Genomic DNA, 16,048 nt, shown 5'->3' with positions numbered 1-16,048 from the left:
TTCAAAAATTATGTTGATATGATTGTCGTATATGAACTGGTTACGACTAATAAAATACTAGTTCTTTTTTTATTTATTTGTAAAAGCTTCAAAATATAATGGTATGCTTGTCCTTAAAGCACGAAAAGGAGAATGAATATGAAAAAAACAACTATTACAAAAATGACTAAAACAATTGAAGAATTAAACGAATTTTTTGATGCATTAGAAAAGCAAGAATTTACCAATTTTATAACTGTTTGCGATTATAATAAAAAAAATAATATATTTGAATTTGCAACTGCATATGATAGTGAACATACTTTTAAAACTGTAATTGAAAATGCGAATAATATGAACTTATATGAAATATTAAAAGAAATTATAAGTGAAATATATGATAATGAAATTAATATATTAAATAGATCAAATAAAGGTTATAATGCATTTTTAAGAAGAAAAGCTAAGTCATTAATTCTATGGAATAGTAGAAATAATCAAATTAAGGTATCTGGAATATTGACAGAAATAACTGAAATGACTAATAAAATAGAAGAAAATAAATCTGAAATTTGCATATGGAAAGATATTGTAAGATTATTATTTAAAACAATAGATGGATTTTGTGCTAAAGAAAAAATAGCAGATAAAAAATTAAAAGTGCAAAAACAAATAGATCAACTAGAACGTATAAAAGATAATGATGATATATATTTCGTAGGATAGGGTGTATCTTGATTGGTACATCCTTTTTTATTTGTAAAATTTTATAGATTAATTAAGATGGGGAGTGATTAATAATATGACTTATATATATGGAATAGTTCAATCAGGAAAAACAATTTACATAGGTAGTACAAATGATGTAGATAAAAGATTTAAACAACATAAAAAGGCATTAGAAAATGGAAAACATACAAATAAAACACTTCAAAAAAAGTTTGATGAAAATAATAATATTAAATTTGTTGTGCTTTATGAATTAAATACAGATAATACTTTAATTAAATTTTTTGTGGAGAGTTTAGTTAATAGTGTACATAAGCCAGTTTGCAATAAATGTATAATCGCACAAGGTAGGAACAGAGTTATATTGCAGAGATTGGAAATTAAACAAGCAAAAGAAATATTAAATAAAATTGTTAGTATGTATTAGATAGAAGGCACACCGCTACGTTACACTTCGCTTTCGTGCCGAGGTGTGAAAGATAATTATTATTAATTGTTATTTTTCATTTTTACAACATTCCTTTTTAAATTATTTTTATACAAGAGAGATTAGAACAGAGAAACAAGCTGATGAGTGAGAGAGTAATCAGCGTATTTTATGTATGCTTAATCAAGAATCTAAATTGATTTTTGAATTTATTTCATGATTTTCCTCCTGGGTGGTGAGTGATTATACTTGCCACTCTATTTCAATTATTTGGATTTTTAAATAAGTATATATACAGTATTTAACACTTTTATAAAGGTAGATTTCACCGTCTATCTTACCTTTCACATTCACTTTATTTTTGAGCGAAGGTAGGTAGGAGACATTTGAGCAGTTTCAATACTGCCTATCTTTATAAGAGTGTTATTTTAATGCTCAGAAATAAAAAATAAGAAAGGGTTCGATAGAAAATCGGACAAAGGTGAATTATTATGATAAACAAATTTACTAAAGGACATTTAATTAATGCATTACTATTTAACGAGGATGAAGCAAAAATAGTAATGAAAGCTCAAAGACAATTTCCAGAAACTTTAACACTTGATGTTGATATGGAAGGATTTATTGTAGATGCAAGAACATTATGGGTACAATTAGGGAAACCACAAGGTGAATTTAATAAGTGGAGTAAAAGAAAAATAGTTGAAAAAACATTCTTTGAGGAAAATAGCGATTATTTACGTGTAGACAGAATTGTCGACATGCCAAACAACGCTAAAAGATTAGATATGAATTATACACTTACATTAGATTGTGCTAAAAATGTATGCATGATGGAAAATACTGAAAATGGACAATTGTGCAGAAACTATTTTATTTTGATGGAGAAAGCTATTAGAAAAGGTATCGACTGGGAGAAGATAAGACATCCAGAGAAACAAAGTTATAAGGAAATGTGTAGAATATTGGATAAACAATACTTAGAAACACATCCCAATGTACAAAAAACACCACCATATATCTATTCAAATGATGCAGATATGATAAATAAAGCACTATTTGGATATAAAGCTAAACAGATTAAGGCAATATTTGGTGAAGAAGTTGGTGTTTATGAGGATGCAACTAGAGATAATTTACAACTGGAAGCAAATAAGGCTATTAATTATATACAAGAAAGAAACATTGATATGATTTTAGATGGAATTGCATTTACAGAAAGAAAAGAAACAATTGAACGTACTTGCAGAAGAAGATATGAAAATTTAAAAATGAATGTTATAAAAGAATTTAATAAAGAATTAAAAGTAGCTTAATTCATATAAGCTACTTTTTAATGATAATTTTATAATGTATATGTATAGTTATGTTATTTTCTACTTCGCAACTAGATTATAACATAACTATTTTTGGTATTCAATTTATTTTAATAGGATGGAGGAATGGTTATGTGTAAAAAAGCAGAAAATGGAACAAAAAGAATTGATGGAATTTATTTAATTAAAAATAATGTAACTTTAAGATGTAGAGTTGGTAGTGCTAAAGATATAAAAAAACGTTGGAGTAACTACTTAGCCAATCTGAGAGCAGGAAACGGAAATAAACTAATGCAGAAGGATTTCAACGACTGGGGAGAACAAAGTTTCGATTTTATAATTTTAGAAGAATGTAATGTAAAAGATTTACTAAGTAGAGAGAAGTATTGGCTAGAACAGTATTCAGATGTAGCTATGTACAATTCAAATAAAATACATAAAACTAAAAAATCATATAGGACAGGCAAAAAAGCTAAGGATTATAAAGAAAAGAGAAGTCAAATAACTTCTGGAGAAAATAACGGAAATAATACTAAACTGAGTGTAGAAGATGTAAAAGAAATTAAAATGTTATTGTTAAAAGGCTGTAGTATAAAAGAATTAGCAGATCAGTATTGTGTAAGTAAAACGTTAATTTACAATATTCAAAAAGGTAAAAGATGGGCTAGTGTAGAAATTGAGGAGGTGCAGTAATATGGATATGGAGATTTGGAAAAACATTAAATTATTTAATCCATCAATTTTTTGGGTGGCTTTTGTATTATTAGCATTTAACTTTACAATATTGGAAGCTGTAGAGAATAAGTATTATAAAAAGAAATAAACATACATAAAAGAAGAATAGTTCTAAATTGAATTGGTAAAAATATATATAATATTAGAATTAAATATATTTTTATTTTTGGTAATGAAGTTTGACAATAATAAAGAAAAGTGTATAATATATAGTAAGAAATGCAATTAAGCATTTTGATTATAGTAGATAATTACTATAACAATTACGCTTCACAATGTGCGACAAAGAAACATTGTTAGATACAATTACGTTTTTCGGTGTACGCCAATAAACACAGATTGACACAATTACGCTTCACAATGTGCGACAAAGAAACATTGTTAAACCTTATGTTTTTACATAGGGTTTTAATTTTGTAAAGGGGTATAAAATGGATAAAAATGGGATTTATTTTGCTAAAGCAGATATTTATAAAAAAATACGAGATTGCGATGGCAAATGGAATGATAGCAAAGAAAGACCAATTGTTTGTCTAATTAAATCATTAGAAAATGATAGATTATACTGGGCTATTCCTATGGGCATGTTAAGTCATAGAGATGAAAAAGCAATTAATAGAATAAAGTCTTATATGAATAAACCCAAGAGTTCAATAGAATCTTGCTATTACCATATAGGAAGAACAGATAAAAAATCTATATTTTTTATAAGTGATGCAATACCAATAACTGATAAATATATAGAAAGAAATTATAATATAAATGGCGATAATCATTTTATTATAAAAAATAAAAAACTAATAGATGAATTAGAACGTAAATTATTGAGAATATTAAGCTATGAAAATTCAAAACCAAATCATTTTAGACAACACATTACTAGTATAAAAAATGTTTTACTTAATGAATTAGAAAAGGATGCTAATTCACAAAATGAAGCAGCAATAGAAGTAGAATCAAATAATGAATAATACATATGAACTTAGTGGACAAACTAAGTTCTTTTTTATTGTCCAAAATTAGAATAAATATAGAAAGGAAAGTAAAAATTATGAGTTTTATGGGAGTGCTAAGTTTAATACTTATTGTTTTAAAATTATTAAAGGTTATTGCAATCAGCTGGTTATGTGTATTTATGCCTGTTTTAATTGAAGTAGTATTGTCTATTTTATTAGTAATAATAGCAGCGGTTGTAAGTTATAAAGTTAATCGATAAATATACATAATTATCTATTTAAACCTATTTTTTGAAGAAAATAAGTGATATAATATAGATATAAAGATACAGAAGTATAGAGATAATTTTCAATTAGGAGGTGGTAGTTATGGGATTACGATTTAATAGAAGAGTTAAAATCTGTAAAGGTGTTACATTAAACTTGGGTAAAAAGGGTGCTAGTGTATCAGTTGGAACTAAAGGTGCGAGAATGACGTTTGGGAAAAATGGAACTAGAACGACTGTGGGAATTCCTGGAACTGGCATTTCATATACAGACTATCAACCTCGAAAAAAGAAGTATAAATCAAAGAATAAAAATAGTTTAAAAAATGATTATGAAAATATTAAGGCAAATAGTAAAGAAATAAAGGCAACTATAGATAAGAAGATAGATAAATTTGAAACAGAAGCAAAAAGTCTAAAAGATACTACATTGCTAAAAGAATATAAAGTATTTTTAGCTTTAATGTTTAGTGGATTTGCTTGTGTAATACTTGGATTATTTAAAGCACAATTTGAACTAATAGCAATGTTACTATTAGTTGGTGGACTTATTTATATGTTAGTTAATAGACAAGTGTTGCAATGTCAATGTGCTATTTATTATTATAACTATAACAAGTTTGATAAGAGTTTGAAATATTGTAATAAGGTATTGAATCATAGAAATAGCAAAGAAGAATTAGTGAATAAAGCTAATGAGGTAAAAGATAAAGTAATTTTATTAAAAAAGAAATATAATTGTTAGAATACTAGGTGAATAATTTCATCTGGTATTTTTATATGTTGTAATAAGTTTTTATATGAAGAAAGTTTATCGATAAACGATAAAAAGTGTAATGTTGTTAACTGCTAATAAATATAAAATTTAATGAAAGTGAGGTGCAAATTTATGTTAGATGAACGTAAACGAAAAGTGTCTGAATTGGTTGCAAATGGTGAAACTATAATGAATGTAAGCAAGATAGTAGGCGTAAGTAGAAACACAGTTTATGATTGGCTTAAAGATAATGAATTACAGGCTGAGGTGGACAGGTTGATTGGAGAATTTAAAAAACACGCAGAAAGAAAAATTGATAGTAAATGTGACTTGTACCTCGGTGAATTAGAGAAGTTAGCATTAACAAGTAAGAGCGAAAAGATACGACTTGAAGCTACAACCTATTTAATTAATCGTATATATGGAACTCCTACAACTAAAACACAAGACATAACAGAGAATAAAGAAGGTATTAATAAAGTAATAGACTTAGATACTATAAAAAATGCTATCGTTAATGTAGAAAAGAAAGAGATCGTAGAAGCAGAGATAGTACAAGATACAGATAATAACCCAGCTGATAATAATAAGACTGAATAAAATGTTTGTTTTAATTCTATTACTTCATTAGTGTATTGCAATAGGATATATCTTAGTGAAATACTTTTAACTTATACTTAATGTATGTCAATAGAGTTGATTAATAGTAATTGAAATATTTCAAATAAAATAATAACTTCATTGACATACTTATGAGATTAGATTATAATAAAATTATAGATAGGGTGGGTATACTTCTAAATCTTAAAATGGCAAATACCAGTTTTTCGGTTCTATAATTTTTTTTATAATTTTTTAATCTCGGAGGTATGTTAAAAATGAAAGTAGGATATGTTAGAGTTAGCACAAAAGAACAGAATACTGCAAGACAAGAAGTTCTGATGAAAGAACTAGGGGTAGAAAAAGTATATATTGATAAAGCAAGTGGTAAAAACACCGATAGAAAACAACTAAATGAAATGATGAATTTTATCAGAGAAGGCGATGAAGTAATAGTAGAAAGCATAAGTAGATTTGCAAGAAATACAAAAGATTTATTAAATCTAGTAGAGCAACTAACAGAAAAGAGTGTAAAATTTATATCCAAAAAAGAAGCAATTGATACAAGCACAGCTAGTGGTAAATTTATGCTAACTGTATTTGGAGCAATGGCAGAACTTGAAAGAGAATACATCCTAGATAGGCAAAAAGAAGGTATAGAAATTGCTAAAGCAGAAGGTAAATACAAAGGTAGACAAAAAATAGAAGTAAATAATGATGAATTTGAAAAAGTTTATAAAAAATGGAAAAGTGGAGAGATAACAGGTCGTAAGGCTATGGAACTTTTAAACTTAAAACCTAATACTTTTTATAGAAGAATAAAAGAATATGAATCAGATAACGAATGTTCCATAAAGATGTAGAATAAAATTCTATGTCTTTTTTTTATTGTCTATAAATGGCTTAAAAACTATACCCAATCTCATCTACAGCCATTCTTTTAACACTTTACTTATAAATACTCATTTAGACCAAAAAGAATGAATTAAAACACACTTGTACGAGAGGAGGTAATAACATATTTGAAATAGATAAAAATGAATTTAATACTAATGATGAAATGAACTTATATTTGCTTTATAAATACTTACTATTGGACTTTGAAAAGCAAGGATTAACAAAAGAACAAGCACAGCAGGCAACAGATTTAACTATTAATCAATATAGTAGTAATTTGTGGGGAATGAATGGTGTAGCTTTTGAATTAGGTAAAAAGAACTTAGAATTTTTCTGTATGTATTTTTTGCAAGATACATTTATTCCTAAGCCTAATAATACCGCAAGACAACTAGGACAACTACACTTTGATGTATGGAAAGAATTACAGAAAATGTTTATACATGATTTATATGATAAAGAAGAATTTATTCAACCTCGTGGAAGTGCTAAAAGTACAGTTATAAATAAAGCTTTAAGTTGCTATTTGCATTGCTATAGGAAAAGTATTTATACAATTGTTCTAGGCAATAAATCAAGTGATGCAGAGCAGTTTATATTTGATACTAGAAAAATGCTAGAGAATAAATATATAAAGCAATGTTTTGGAGTCTTAATTGATAGAAAAAATAGGACTTTAAATAAACAAGAAATAGAACTTACAAATGATACTAAAATACAAGCATTCTCATGGGGAAGTTCTGTAAGAGGTACTACCTATAATGGAACTAGACCAAGTACAGTTATTTGTGATGATATTTTAAGTGAAGAAGACATTTTAAGTGATGGAGCTAAAGAAAAAGTAATAAATAAATTCTATAAGGAAGTTGCAGAGGTTGGAGATACAGAAGTAATAAGAAATGGTAATAAAATTAAAAGTGCTAGTAAATTTCTAATCTTAGGAACTCCACTTGCAGCAGATGATTTTATAAATACTATAAGACAAGATGCTACATTTAAAGTATTCCATAGGAAAGTTTGTGATTTTGATGTTGATGAATACTTTGAGAATAACCATCATTGGCAACACTATAGAAAAATTCTATTGAATAATAAAATTGATAAAGAAGAAAAAGATATAATGCTTAAAGAATACTATTCAACACATAGAACAGAAATGGAATTTAAGACAATATGGTCTAAATATAAATGTGATGAATTAGCACAGAAATATTTCACAAAACGTACTGCATTTATGCAAGAGTTAATGTGCGACTGTGAAAATATAGGTGAAAAGTGGTTTAAATCTATTAGAACCATGAGTGTTGAAGAAATTGAAAAAATTGCATTTGATAAAACTATGTTATGTGTCGATGTAGCTACAACAGTAAGTGCTAAATCTGACTATACTGCAATGGTAGTAGGTTCTGTTAGTAATTATACAGGCTTTAAATATGTAAGAAATATGGTGCTTGATAAACTAGAATTTAATGATTATTGCAATAAAGTCATAGAGTTACTTATAAAATATGAGGATATAACTCATATTTACATAGAAAAAAACAGTTATCAAGGTGCTGATGTAATTAAGATTAAAGAATTAATTAATCAAGAACCACTTCTAAGAAAAAGACGATTTGAATTTATAAATGAAATGCAAAAGAAAAATAAAGACAATAAAATAAGCATGATAGTGGATGATGTTAACTGTGGAAGAATTATTTTTGCAGATAATAACGAGGATTTTATACAACAAATACTTGATTTTAGTGGGCAATTGTATTCACTTCACGATGATGCTCCTGATATTGTAGCTGAGTTTATTGCACGTATTGATGATATTAACGTAATAAAAAAGATAACTTTTTTAGATAAAAGATTATTATTTTAATGAAAATTAACATTTTAGTTAGAAAGAGGTGATAATAATAGATATTGAATTGTTAAAACAAGCATATCAGGATTTTAATAGTAAAAAGGCTGAATATATAAAAGCATACAATTATTTTAAGGGCGATACTGACGCACTTAGAAATTACAAGATGGTAACACAAAGAAGTAATAATAAATGTAGAGTTAATTTTGTAAAAAAGTTAGTTAATGAAGAAGTATCCTATTGTTTTGGAAATGATATAACGTACATAAGCAATAGCAACGATAATGAAATATTAAATAGAATAAATAATGGGAATAAAAATATAAATGAAAACATAACAACAGATTTAGCTAAGTATATGTTAATTTGTGGTATTGCTTATGAAATAGCATACATAGATAAGAACGGTAATTTTAATCTTAAAACTATAAAAGGACATGAAGGTTATTACTATGCTGAAGGTGATGTTGAATTTTTCTTACATATATATAAGAAGAAACTAGACAATAAAACTTACATAGATGTTTACACTAAAAATGCAATATGCCACTATGATGAAGAGTTTAAAGAAATAGCACCAGCTTCAGTACATATTTTTAGTAGAGTTCCAGTAAGTGTGGCAGTATTAAGTGAAGAAGAAATAACTGATACTATTTATTGGGATATAAAAGGACTTCAAGATTCTTACGAAACTAATCTATCTGACATAAGCAATGAAATATCTGATTTTAGAAATGCTTATTTAAAAGTAATAAATGCACAGTTAGATGATGAACAATTACCCAAGATGAAAGAATTAGGAATTATACAGGCTGAAAGTGCAAACAACAATGTAACAATTGAATGGCTTATAAAAAATATAAACGATACTTTTATTCAAAACACTTTAAATACAGTAGAAGATAAAATATATCAAACTTCTTGCCATATTAACCATAACGAGAAATTACAAAGTAATCTTAGTGGTGTGACTTTAAGAAATAGGCTTATAAGTTTAGAAAATAAGTGTAAATTAATAACTAAAAGTTTAACCAATGCAATAAAAAGTAGACTGCAACTAATGATAGAATATATTAATCTAACAGAGAATAAAGAATATGATTGGAAAGACATTGATATTAAATTTACACCGAATATTCCTTCGGATGATCTCATGACAGCTCAAATAATTAGCCAATTAAACGGTCTAATAAGTGAAGATACTGCATTAAGTCTATTAAGTTTTATTAATAATCCAGCAACTGAAAAAGATAAAAAATCTAAGGAACAAGAAAATGATATAAATAACATAGGAAAGCAATTATTAGATAATGTAGGTGTAGAAGATGAACAAGCCGAAGATTAATAAGAAACTACAAGAATTATTACTATCTATAGTTACTGATAATGTGGCTTTAACAGAAAATCTGATGCAAGAAGTTTATAAACAGTATAAGATTACTAGAGATAATTTATTACAACTAATGTTTGAATTATATATGGAGTATGGCAAAGAAGGTTTTATTAACATAGCAACTAAGGATAAGAAAAAAGTAGATAATCTTATAAATGATACACTTGCAAAAGAAGTTAAAATCATAGGTATGCTGGAATTAAAGAAAGTAAATGAATTATTAGAGCAGGTTTATGAAGATACTTATTATAAGACAAGCTATATTTTAAAAAATGGTATTAAAAAAGCTGATAAATTGAAATTAGTTAAAAAAGAACATATAGAAAGTGTTGTAAAAACTAAATTCCATAATGAAATGTACTCAGATAGAATATGGAAAAATAAAGAACAAATGATTACAAGTCTAAAAAAAGAATTAGATAGTGTAATGACAGGTAAAAAGAATTTAGACCAAGTAATAACGAATATAAAAAAAGAATTTAATGTGAGTACGTATGAAGCTAGTAGACTTGCACGTACTGAAATGGCAAGAGTACAAACACAAGCAAATGAGGATATTGCTAGAGCAGAAGGTGTTGAATACCAAATGTATGATGCAACATTGGATGGAAAGACTTGTGATAAGTGTAGAGATTTAGATGGTAAGGTTTATAAAATTGATGATCCTAATAAACCTATTCCACCATTGCATCCATTTACGAGGTCACATTTACTTGATTTACCTTCTAAAGAATGGCGACCTACTGCAAAATGGGATAATGAAAACAGAAAAATTATTAATTATAAAAATTATAAAAACTGGTTAAAAGAGCAAGGTGTAGAGTAATTTATTCTATGTCTTTTTTTTATTACAAAAATTTAAAAAATATTATGTGTCGTGTGTCCAATATTGGGTACATGGGAAAGGAAGTAAAAACATGACAAAAAAAGAATTATTAAATTTATTAGAAACAGTAAAAGAGGAAGAAAGTATTGATGAATTAATTAAAGGCACAGATTTAGCTAAGTCTATGCTAAGCTTAGACAATTTTAAAGGATTAGTTGCAACTGACACTAATTTTAAATCTTTTATGGATAGTGAAAAGGATAAACACAGTAGTAAAGCATTAGAAACTTGGAAAGGTAATAACTTAAATAAGTTGATAGATGAAGAAATTAAAAAAAGATACCCTGAAAAATCTGAGAAAGATTTAGAGTTAGAGAAATTAAAACAAGAAATTGAACAAATGAAAACTGAAAAATTAAAAGAACAATTAACAAATAAGGCTTTAAAAATAGCAAATGAAAAGAAATTACCAGGAGAAATAATTGAATTTATGCTAGGTAATGATGAAGAAACAACAGTTAAAAATATAGAAAAATTTGAAACTATATTTAATAATAGTTTACAAAATTTAGTAAAAGAAAAGGTTAAAGATAATAGTTATACACCACCTAAAGATGGCGGTAATACAGGAGATAATCCATATTCAATAGCGACTTTTAACTTAACTAAACAAATGGAACTTGAAATGAAAGATCCAGAAAAGGCAAAACAATTAAAAGAACAAGCAAAAATACAATAATAAATTAAAATAAGAAAGGGTTCACATTGAGGATGTGGACAAAGGTGATTTAAATGAAAACTAAATTAGAAAATATGATAATTCCAGAAAATTTTACAGCTTATACATCAGAAAAGGCTACTGAAAAGAATGCATTTTTTAGAAGTGGAATAGTACAAGCTAACCCACAACTAGCAGAATTGTTAAGAATAGGTGGTAAAACAATAGTTATGCCATTCGTTAAGCCATTAAGTGGAGATTCTGAAATACCAACCGAAGATGGAGATTTAACAATAAATAATATTACTACTTCTGAAGATATTGCAAGAAGACAATTAAGAGCGAAAGTATTTGGAGAAAATCAACTAGCTTCTTTATTATCTGGTGATAATGTAATGGATAGAATAGCAGATGGAATAGGTGATTATTGGTCTACTGAATACACTAAAATATTATTAGCTACTTGTAAAGGTGTGTTTGCTAAATGTACTGGAAAAGTAAATGATATAACTGGTAAAACAGGTAATGCAGCTTTATTTAACACATCTGATGCAATAGATACTAAATTTTTATTAGGTGATGCAGCAGAAAACATAGGAGCAGTTGCAGTAAATAGTGCAGTATATGCTTATATGCTAAAACAAGATCAAATTGACATTGTTCCAGACTCTATGGGAAATGGAACTATAAAAGTATATAAACCATTGATGGCAGAAGTTATAATCGATGATGCTATACCATTTGACAATACTTCTAAGGTAGCAAGTATGTATATGTTTGGTAAAGGTGCTTTTGGATTCGTTGAGGATTTAACTGGAATAATTGGACATGAACTAGGTAGAGAAAAACTAAAAGGATTAGGTGATAATTACTTAGTTACTAGAAAACAATATGTATTACATCCATTAGGAATTAGCTGGAAAGAACCATCAACTAGCCCAGTATCTCCAACTAATGCAGATTTAGGTACAGCTGCTAGATGGGACATGGTTAAAGATGCTAAGAATATTTATTTAGCTGAATTTAAATTTAAAATTGCATAGTACATAAGGAAGGGTTAAGTCCCTTCTTTTTTGATTGGAGGGATAAAACTTGTTAGAAAAAATAAAGATTTTATTAGATTTAAATACAGATAAACAAGATAGTAAATTAAATTTATACATTGATATTGCAGTAGATAGTATTAAAAGCTATTTGAATAATTCTAAATTTGATAGTGATTTTATAAAAGAAAACTTCCAAAGTGCAATTATAGAATTGACTTGCAAGGCTTATATGAGTAAAAGCACAAAAAATATAAAACAAATGAGTCAGGGTAGTAGGAGTATAACTTATAGCGATACAAATTCTAATTTTAAAATAACAGATGATATAGCTGAATTACTTCCTAGTCCATATATAAAGTTGAGGTAGGTGATGCTATGTTTTACAATAAAGAAATTGAAATTTACAACAAAGGTAAGTATAAAGATGAATTTGGTATAACTCATAATGGTGGTTATAAACTTGCAGATACATTAATGGTAGATGTACAGCCTTATAGTTCAGAAAAATTAAAAAAAGATTATGGGTATGACCTAGAATGTACTAAAAGAATATTTTGCGATATGAATGAAAATATAAAAGAAAGTTCCATTATAAAATATCGTGATAAATTTTTTGATATTAAAAAGATTGTTGAATGGGATGATTATTTAGACATTGCAGTTATAGAGCATAAAGGAAGTGTTGAAATTGTCTGATAGTGAAATATATGGATTTGATGAAATATTAAAAGCATTAGAACAATGTGAGGTTGAATTTGATAAGGAAAGTGATAATTTATTAGATAATACTGGTAAGAAAATGAAGTGTGAAACGCAAAGTAGAACTGCAATAAAAAATAATAATTTAAGACCTAGTTGGGATTATGGAGATATAGAAGGTATTGGATTAGATAAAAAAGTGGAATTTGGATCTAATATAAATTATGCGATTCTATATGAGGAAGGACATAAAACTAAAAATGGTGGATTTGTAACTGGAAGATTTCCTGTGAGAGATTCATTTACTATTGTAGAAAAGGATTTTAAAAAGAGTTGTGATGATTTAATAAAACAAGTAATGGGAGGTTTTAGACTATGACATATGCAGATATTCAAAATTGGATTTGTAAAAAGTTATATGAGAATTTTCCCAATGCCGAGATAGTAGTTGAAAGAAATACAGAAGAAATTATTAAAAATAGTTTTTATGTAAGTCTAAGACCACTAAAATCTTATAACTTTAGTGAATGTATTCAAAATAAATTAGTTAACGTTGATATTTACTATTTTAACCAAAATAATACACACTTAGAAAACTTAGAAATGACTGATAAACTAGAAACTATTTTTAAGTCTGTAAAAGTTAATAAAGATGTATTTACAATTAGTGATATTACAAGTAAGGAAGTTGATGGAGTATTAATTGTTAGCTTTACATTAGATTATTACTTAGAAACTAAAGAATTAAATAAACCTAAAATGGGAGATTTAAATTTCAAATTAAATTAAAAAATAGAAAGGAAAGTGATATTTATGGGTATGCCTGAGATACTAGTAAACTATACAAAAAAAGCTATTCAAATAGCAAATTATAAGGGTACAGTTTGCATAATCGTAAAAGAAACAGAAACTAAATATAAAGAATATAGAAAGACAAAAGATATAAAGGAAAATGATTTCAAACCTGAAAATATAAAATATATAAAAATGACAATGGAAGGTAAAGTAGGTAAATGTATGGTAGTTGGTGCAGTTGATTTAGATACTGCCATAGGAATTATAAAAGATAAAAAATTTAGATACTTAGCAATGCCACAAGCTGAAGAGGGTGATATTACAAAATTAGTAGCTTTTAATAAGAAACGTAGAAGTGAAACAAGTAAAAAATTTAAATTCGTGATAGCCAATCAAAAAGCTGATTATGAGGGTGTGATAAATTGGACTGGTGAAGGTACTATTAGAAAAGATGGAACTGTTATAACAGCTCAAGAGTACACTTGTAAAATTGCTGGATTATTAGCAGGATTACCAGTTAATGAGTCTGCTACATATTATATTTTAGATGATTTAAAATCTTGTACAAATAAAGAAGATATGGACTCTTGCGTTGAAAATGGAGAGTTTTTTTGTTTTGATGATGGTGAAAAAATTAAATTAAGTAGAGCGGTAAATAGTAAAACTACTTTAAAACAAGATGAATCTAAAGAATTGAAAAAGATAAAAATTGTAGATGGCATGGATATATTGGAGGATGCTATAGTAACTAATTTTGAAGATTTTTATATTGGAAAAGTTGAAAATAATTATAACAATAAAATGCTTTACTATAGTGCAGTAACTAATAAACTATTGAAAGATTTAGCAAGACGTGGAATTTTAAACAAAGATGTAGAAAATATTTGTGAAATGGATTATGAAGCACAAAGACAATATTTAGAAGACAACGGAATGGACACAGATGAAATGGAAGAAATTCAAATAAGAAAAGCAGATACAGAAACTAACGTATTTGCTAGTGTGCGTGTTAGATTTATAGACTGTATGGAAGATTTATATGTAAATGTAAATATGTAAGAAAGGATAGTGATATAAATGCAAGATAATAGAGATGTATTAAATTTAATAAACGATCAAAAAGCTGTAATTTGGATTAATGGAGAAGAAATTGCAGAAGCTGTATCTTACGACTTAGAAGCAAGCGAGGAAATAGAAGATATCGATACTTTCGGTATGCACGGGGCAGTTTCTAAGGGTGTAAAATGTACGGGTAAATATAAAATATTAAAACGATACAGTAGAAGTTTAAAAAAAGAAGTAGAGAATATGAAAAATAGAAGACTTACATACTTCGATATAACTGTAAAAGTTGAAAATGATGAAGGAAAAGAAGAGAGAATAGTTGTTACTGATTGCTGGATGACAAAGCACGATTTAGCAAATATAGAAAAAGGTAAGGGAAAACAAGAGAAGGAAATTGCATTCGGCTTTATAATCGATAACGTAAGGGTAGAAAGTACAATAGATGCTTAATTAAAGGGTGTGTCCAATTTGGACATGCCTTATTTTATTAAAATTAAAGAATTAAAGAATTGAAAGGAAATGATAGTATGACAGATAAAAAAGAATTAGAAATAATGAATAAACAAAATAAAGAGAGTAAAAAGGATAATAGATTAACATTAGATTATTTTATTAAGAATAAAACAGATATTTTAAAAAGTAAAGAAAATGCCATTGAGACAGTAGAATTGGAATTAAAAAGACTAGGTAATAGAAAATTAACCGCAGAGATTCCAGATTTTGAACTTATGGAAGAAATACAAGAAATGGAGGAAGAAGAAGCACAAATACATATACTTTACAATTGTATAATCGAACCAAGCGTAAAATCTAAAGAATTACATGAAGCATATGGAATAGGAAAATACGATGGCAAAAAAATAATTAAAAAATTATTTAAAGATATTGAAATAAAAGCAATGGCTAATAATTTAGTTAGTAAAAGTGAAATTTTTAGCGTTAAGGTTGTAGAAGATATAAAAAAAAATTAAAAACAGATAATGATTTTG

22 protein-coding genes are annotated in these 16,048 nt (G+C 27.0%); all 22 read left to right on the top strand.

Going from position 1 to position 16,048, the window contains the following annotated elements:
* Window positions 1-138 precede the first annotated feature (138 nt).
* The 22 genes from AC07E4_RS16010 to AC07E4_RS15905 all read left to right on the top strand — a co-directional run bounded on the left by AC07E4_RS16010 (window position 139) and on the right by AC07E4_RS15905 (window position 16,030).
* Window positions 139-705, top strand: a complete 567-nt coding sequence (locus tag AC07E4_RS16010; protein ID WP_478216975.1) for a hypothetical protein — start codon at window positions 139-141, stop codon at window positions 703-705.
* 76 nt (window positions 706-781) lie between these two features.
* Entirely contained in the window at window positions 782-1,135 is a 354-nt protein-coding gene (locus AC07E4_RS16005; protein WP_478216974.1) for a GIY-YIG nuclease family protein, read from the top strand.
* A 491-nt stretch (window positions 1,136-1,626) separates the two neighbouring features.
* Window positions 1,627-2,451, top strand: coding sequence for an antA/AntB antirepressor family protein (locus AC07E4_RS16000; RefSeq protein ID WP_478216973.1), 825 nt, complete (start codon window positions 1,627-1,629; stop codon window positions 2,449-2,451).
* A 132-nt stretch (window positions 2,452-2,583) separates the two neighbouring features.
* A complete protein-coding gene (locus AC07E4_RS15995) occupies window positions 2,584-3,144 on the top strand; it encodes a GIY-YIG nuclease family protein (RefSeq protein WP_478216972.1) in 561 nt (186 codons plus the stop codon).
* Between the two features lies 1 nt (window position 3,145).
* A complete protein-coding gene (locus tag AC07E4_RS15990) occupies window positions 3,146-3,274 on the top strand; it encodes a hypothetical protein (RefSeq protein WP_478216971.1) in 129 nt (42 codons plus the stop codon).
* A gap of 343 nt (window positions 3,275-3,617) precedes the next feature.
* A complete protein-coding gene (locus AC07E4_RS15985; RefSeq protein WP_478216970.1) occupies window positions 3,618-4,157 on the top strand; it encodes a hypothetical protein in 540 nt (179 codons plus the stop codon).
* An 80-nt stretch (window positions 4,158-4,237) separates the two neighbouring features.
* Complete coding sequence (locus AC07E4_RS15980; protein ID WP_478216969.1) at window positions 4,238-4,402, top strand: hypothetical protein; 165 nt, start codon at window positions 4,238-4,240, stop codon at window positions 4,400-4,402.
* 109 nt (window positions 4,403-4,511) lie between these two features.
* Window positions 4,512-5,153, top strand: a complete 642-nt coding sequence (locus AC07E4_RS15975; protein ID WP_478216968.1) for a DUF4236 domain-containing protein — start codon at window positions 4,512-4,514, stop codon at window positions 5,151-5,153.
* A gap of 144 nt (window positions 5,154-5,297) precedes the next feature.
* A complete protein-coding gene (locus AC07E4_RS15970; RefSeq protein ID WP_478216967.1) occupies window positions 5,298-5,765 on the top strand; it encodes a helix-turn-helix domain-containing protein in 468 nt (155 codons plus the stop codon).
* A gap of 278 nt (window positions 5,766-6,043) precedes the next feature.
* Window positions 6,044-6,628, top strand: a complete 585-nt coding sequence (locus AC07E4_RS15965) for a recombinase family protein (RefSeq protein ID WP_478216966.1) — start codon at window positions 6,044-6,046, stop codon at window positions 6,626-6,628.
* A gap of 197 nt (window positions 6,629-6,825) precedes the next feature.
* Window positions 6,826-8,532: a terminase large subunit gene (locus AC07E4_RS15960; RefSeq protein ID WP_478216965.1), complete on the top strand. Its 1,707-nt coding sequence runs from the start codon at window positions 6,826-6,828 to the stop codon at window positions 8,530-8,532.
* Window positions 8,533-8,560: 28 nt separating this feature from the next.
* Window positions 8,561-9,862: a phage portal protein gene (locus AC07E4_RS15955; RefSeq protein WP_478216964.1), complete on the top strand. Its 1,302-nt coding sequence runs from the start codon at window positions 8,561-8,563 to the stop codon at window positions 9,860-9,862.
* Entirely contained in the window at window positions 9,843-10,736 is an 894-nt protein-coding gene (locus tag AC07E4_RS15950; RefSeq protein WP_478216963.1) for a minor capsid protein, read from the top strand. Before AC07E4_RS15955 ends, AC07E4_RS15950 begins: the two co-directional genes overlap by 20 nt.
* 91 nt (window positions 10,737-10,827) lie before the next feature.
* Window positions 10,828-11,475: a DUF4355 domain-containing protein gene (locus tag AC07E4_RS15945; protein WP_478216962.1), complete on the top strand. Its 648-nt coding sequence runs from the start codon at window positions 10,828-10,830 to the stop codon at window positions 11,473-11,475.
* 53 nt (window positions 11,476-11,528) lie between these two features.
* Entirely contained in the window at window positions 11,529-12,497 is a 969-nt protein-coding gene (locus tag AC07E4_RS15940) for a major capsid protein (protein WP_478216961.1), read from the top strand.
* Between the two features lie 49 nt (window positions 12,498-12,546).
* Window positions 12,547-12,867 (top strand): head-tail connector protein, encoded by a 321-nt coding sequence (locus tag AC07E4_RS15935; RefSeq protein ID WP_478216960.1) that lies wholly within the window; start codon window positions 12,547-12,549, stop codon window positions 12,865-12,867.
* 8 nt (window positions 12,868-12,875) lie between these two features.
* On the top strand, window positions 12,876-13,196 hold the full coding sequence (locus AC07E4_RS15930) for a hypothetical protein (RefSeq protein WP_478216959.1): 321 nt from the start codon (window positions 12,876-12,878) through the stop codon (window positions 13,194-13,196).
* Window positions 13,189-13,578: an HK97 gp10 family phage protein gene (locus AC07E4_RS15925; protein WP_478216958.1), complete on the top strand. Its 390-nt coding sequence runs from the start codon at window positions 13,189-13,191 to the stop codon at window positions 13,576-13,578. Before AC07E4_RS15930 ends, AC07E4_RS15925 begins: the two co-directional genes overlap by 8 nt.
* Complete coding sequence (locus tag AC07E4_RS15920) at window positions 13,575-13,988, top strand: phage tail terminator family protein (RefSeq protein WP_478216957.1); 414 nt, start codon at window positions 13,575-13,577, stop codon at window positions 13,986-13,988. Before AC07E4_RS15925 ends, AC07E4_RS15920 begins: the two co-directional genes overlap by 4 nt.
* 24 nt (window positions 13,989-14,012) lie before the next feature.
* A complete protein-coding gene (locus AC07E4_RS15915; protein WP_478216956.1) occupies window positions 14,013-15,053 on the top strand; it encodes a phage tail sheath subtilisin-like domain-containing protein in 1,041 nt (346 codons plus the stop codon).
* Window positions 15,054-15,071: 18 nt separating this feature from the next.
* Entirely contained in the window at window positions 15,072-15,509 is a 438-nt protein-coding gene (locus AC07E4_RS15910; RefSeq protein ID WP_478216955.1) for a phage tail tube protein, read from the top strand.
* A gap of 77 nt (window positions 15,510-15,586) precedes the next feature.
* On the top strand, window positions 15,587-16,030 hold the full coding sequence (locus AC07E4_RS15905; RefSeq protein WP_478216954.1) for a hypothetical protein: 444 nt from the start codon (window positions 15,587-15,589) through the stop codon (window positions 16,028-16,030).
* Window positions 16,031-16,048: the final 18 nt, after the last annotated feature.

This window comes from Clostridium amazonense (assembly GCF_056431285.1).
Note: the sequence above shows the minus strand (reverse complement) of the source record. Positions and strands in the feature narration are given on the sequence as shown.

What these genes read in the sequence shown, in the direction of transcription:
- AC07E4_RS16010 (WP_478216975.1), top strand. Translation starts at nt 139, where the DNA reads ATGAAAAAAACAACTATTACAAAAATGACTAAAACAATTGAAGAATTA.
- AC07E4_RS16005 (WP_478216974.1), top strand. Translation starts at nt 782, where the DNA reads ATGACTTATATATATGGAATAGTTCAATCAGGAAAAACAATTTACATA.
- AC07E4_RS16000 (WP_478216973.1), top strand. Translation starts at nt 1,627, where the DNA reads ATGATAAACAAATTTACTAAAGGACATTTAATTAATGCATTACTATTT.
- AC07E4_RS15995 (WP_478216972.1), top strand. Translation starts at nt 2,584, where the DNA reads ATGTGTAAAAAAGCAGAAAATGGAACAAAAAGAATTGATGGAATTTAT.
- AC07E4_RS15990 (WP_478216971.1), top strand. Translation starts at nt 3,146, where the DNA reads ATGGATATGGAGATTTGGAAAAACATTAAATTATTTAATCCATCAATT.
- AC07E4_RS15985 (WP_478216970.1), top strand. Translation starts at nt 3,618, where the DNA reads ATGGATAAAAATGGGATTTATTTTGCTAAAGCAGATATTTATAAAAAA.
- AC07E4_RS15980 (WP_478216969.1), top strand. Translation starts at nt 4,238, where the DNA reads ATGAGTTTTATGGGAGTGCTAAGTTTAATACTTATTGTTTTAAAATTA.
- AC07E4_RS15975 (WP_478216968.1), top strand. Translation starts at nt 4,512, where the DNA reads ATGGGATTACGATTTAATAGAAGAGTTAAAATCTGTAAAGGTGTTACA.
- AC07E4_RS15970 (WP_478216967.1), top strand. Translation starts at nt 5,298, where the DNA reads ATGTTAGATGAACGTAAACGAAAAGTGTCTGAATTGGTTGCAAATGGT.
- AC07E4_RS15965 (WP_478216966.1), top strand. Translation starts at nt 6,044, where the DNA reads ATGAAAGTAGGATATGTTAGAGTTAGCACAAAAGAACAGAATACTGCA.
- AC07E4_RS15960 (WP_478216965.1), top strand. Translation starts at nt 6,826, where the DNA reads ATGAACTTATATTTGCTTTATAAATACTTACTATTGGACTTTGAAAAG.
- AC07E4_RS15950 (WP_478216963.1), top strand. Translation starts at nt 9,843, where the DNA reads ATGAACAAGCCGAAGATTAATAAGAAACTACAAGAATTATTACTATCT.
- AC07E4_RS15945 (WP_478216962.1), top strand. Translation starts at nt 10,828, where the DNA reads ATGACAAAAAAAGAATTATTAAATTTATTAGAAACAGTAAAAGAGGAA.
- AC07E4_RS15940 (WP_478216961.1), top strand. Translation starts at nt 11,529, where the DNA reads ATGAAAACTAAATTAGAAAATATGATAATTCCAGAAAATTTTACAGCT.
- AC07E4_RS15930 (WP_478216959.1), top strand. Translation starts at nt 12,876, where the DNA reads ATGTTTTACAATAAAGAAATTGAAATTTACAACAAAGGTAAGTATAAA.
- AC07E4_RS15920 (WP_478216957.1), top strand. Translation starts at nt 13,575, where the DNA reads ATGACATATGCAGATATTCAAAATTGGATTTGTAAAAAGTTATATGAG.
- AC07E4_RS15915 (WP_478216956.1), top strand. Translation starts at nt 14,013, where the DNA reads ATGGGTATGCCTGAGATACTAGTAAACTATACAAAAAAAGCTATTCAA.
- AC07E4_RS15910 (WP_478216955.1), top strand. Translation starts at nt 15,072, where the DNA reads ATGCAAGATAATAGAGATGTATTAAATTTAATAAACGATCAAAAAGCT.
- AC07E4_RS15905 (WP_478216954.1), top strand. Translation starts at nt 15,587, where the DNA reads ATGACAGATAAAAAAGAATTAGAAATAATGAATAAACAAAATAAAGAG.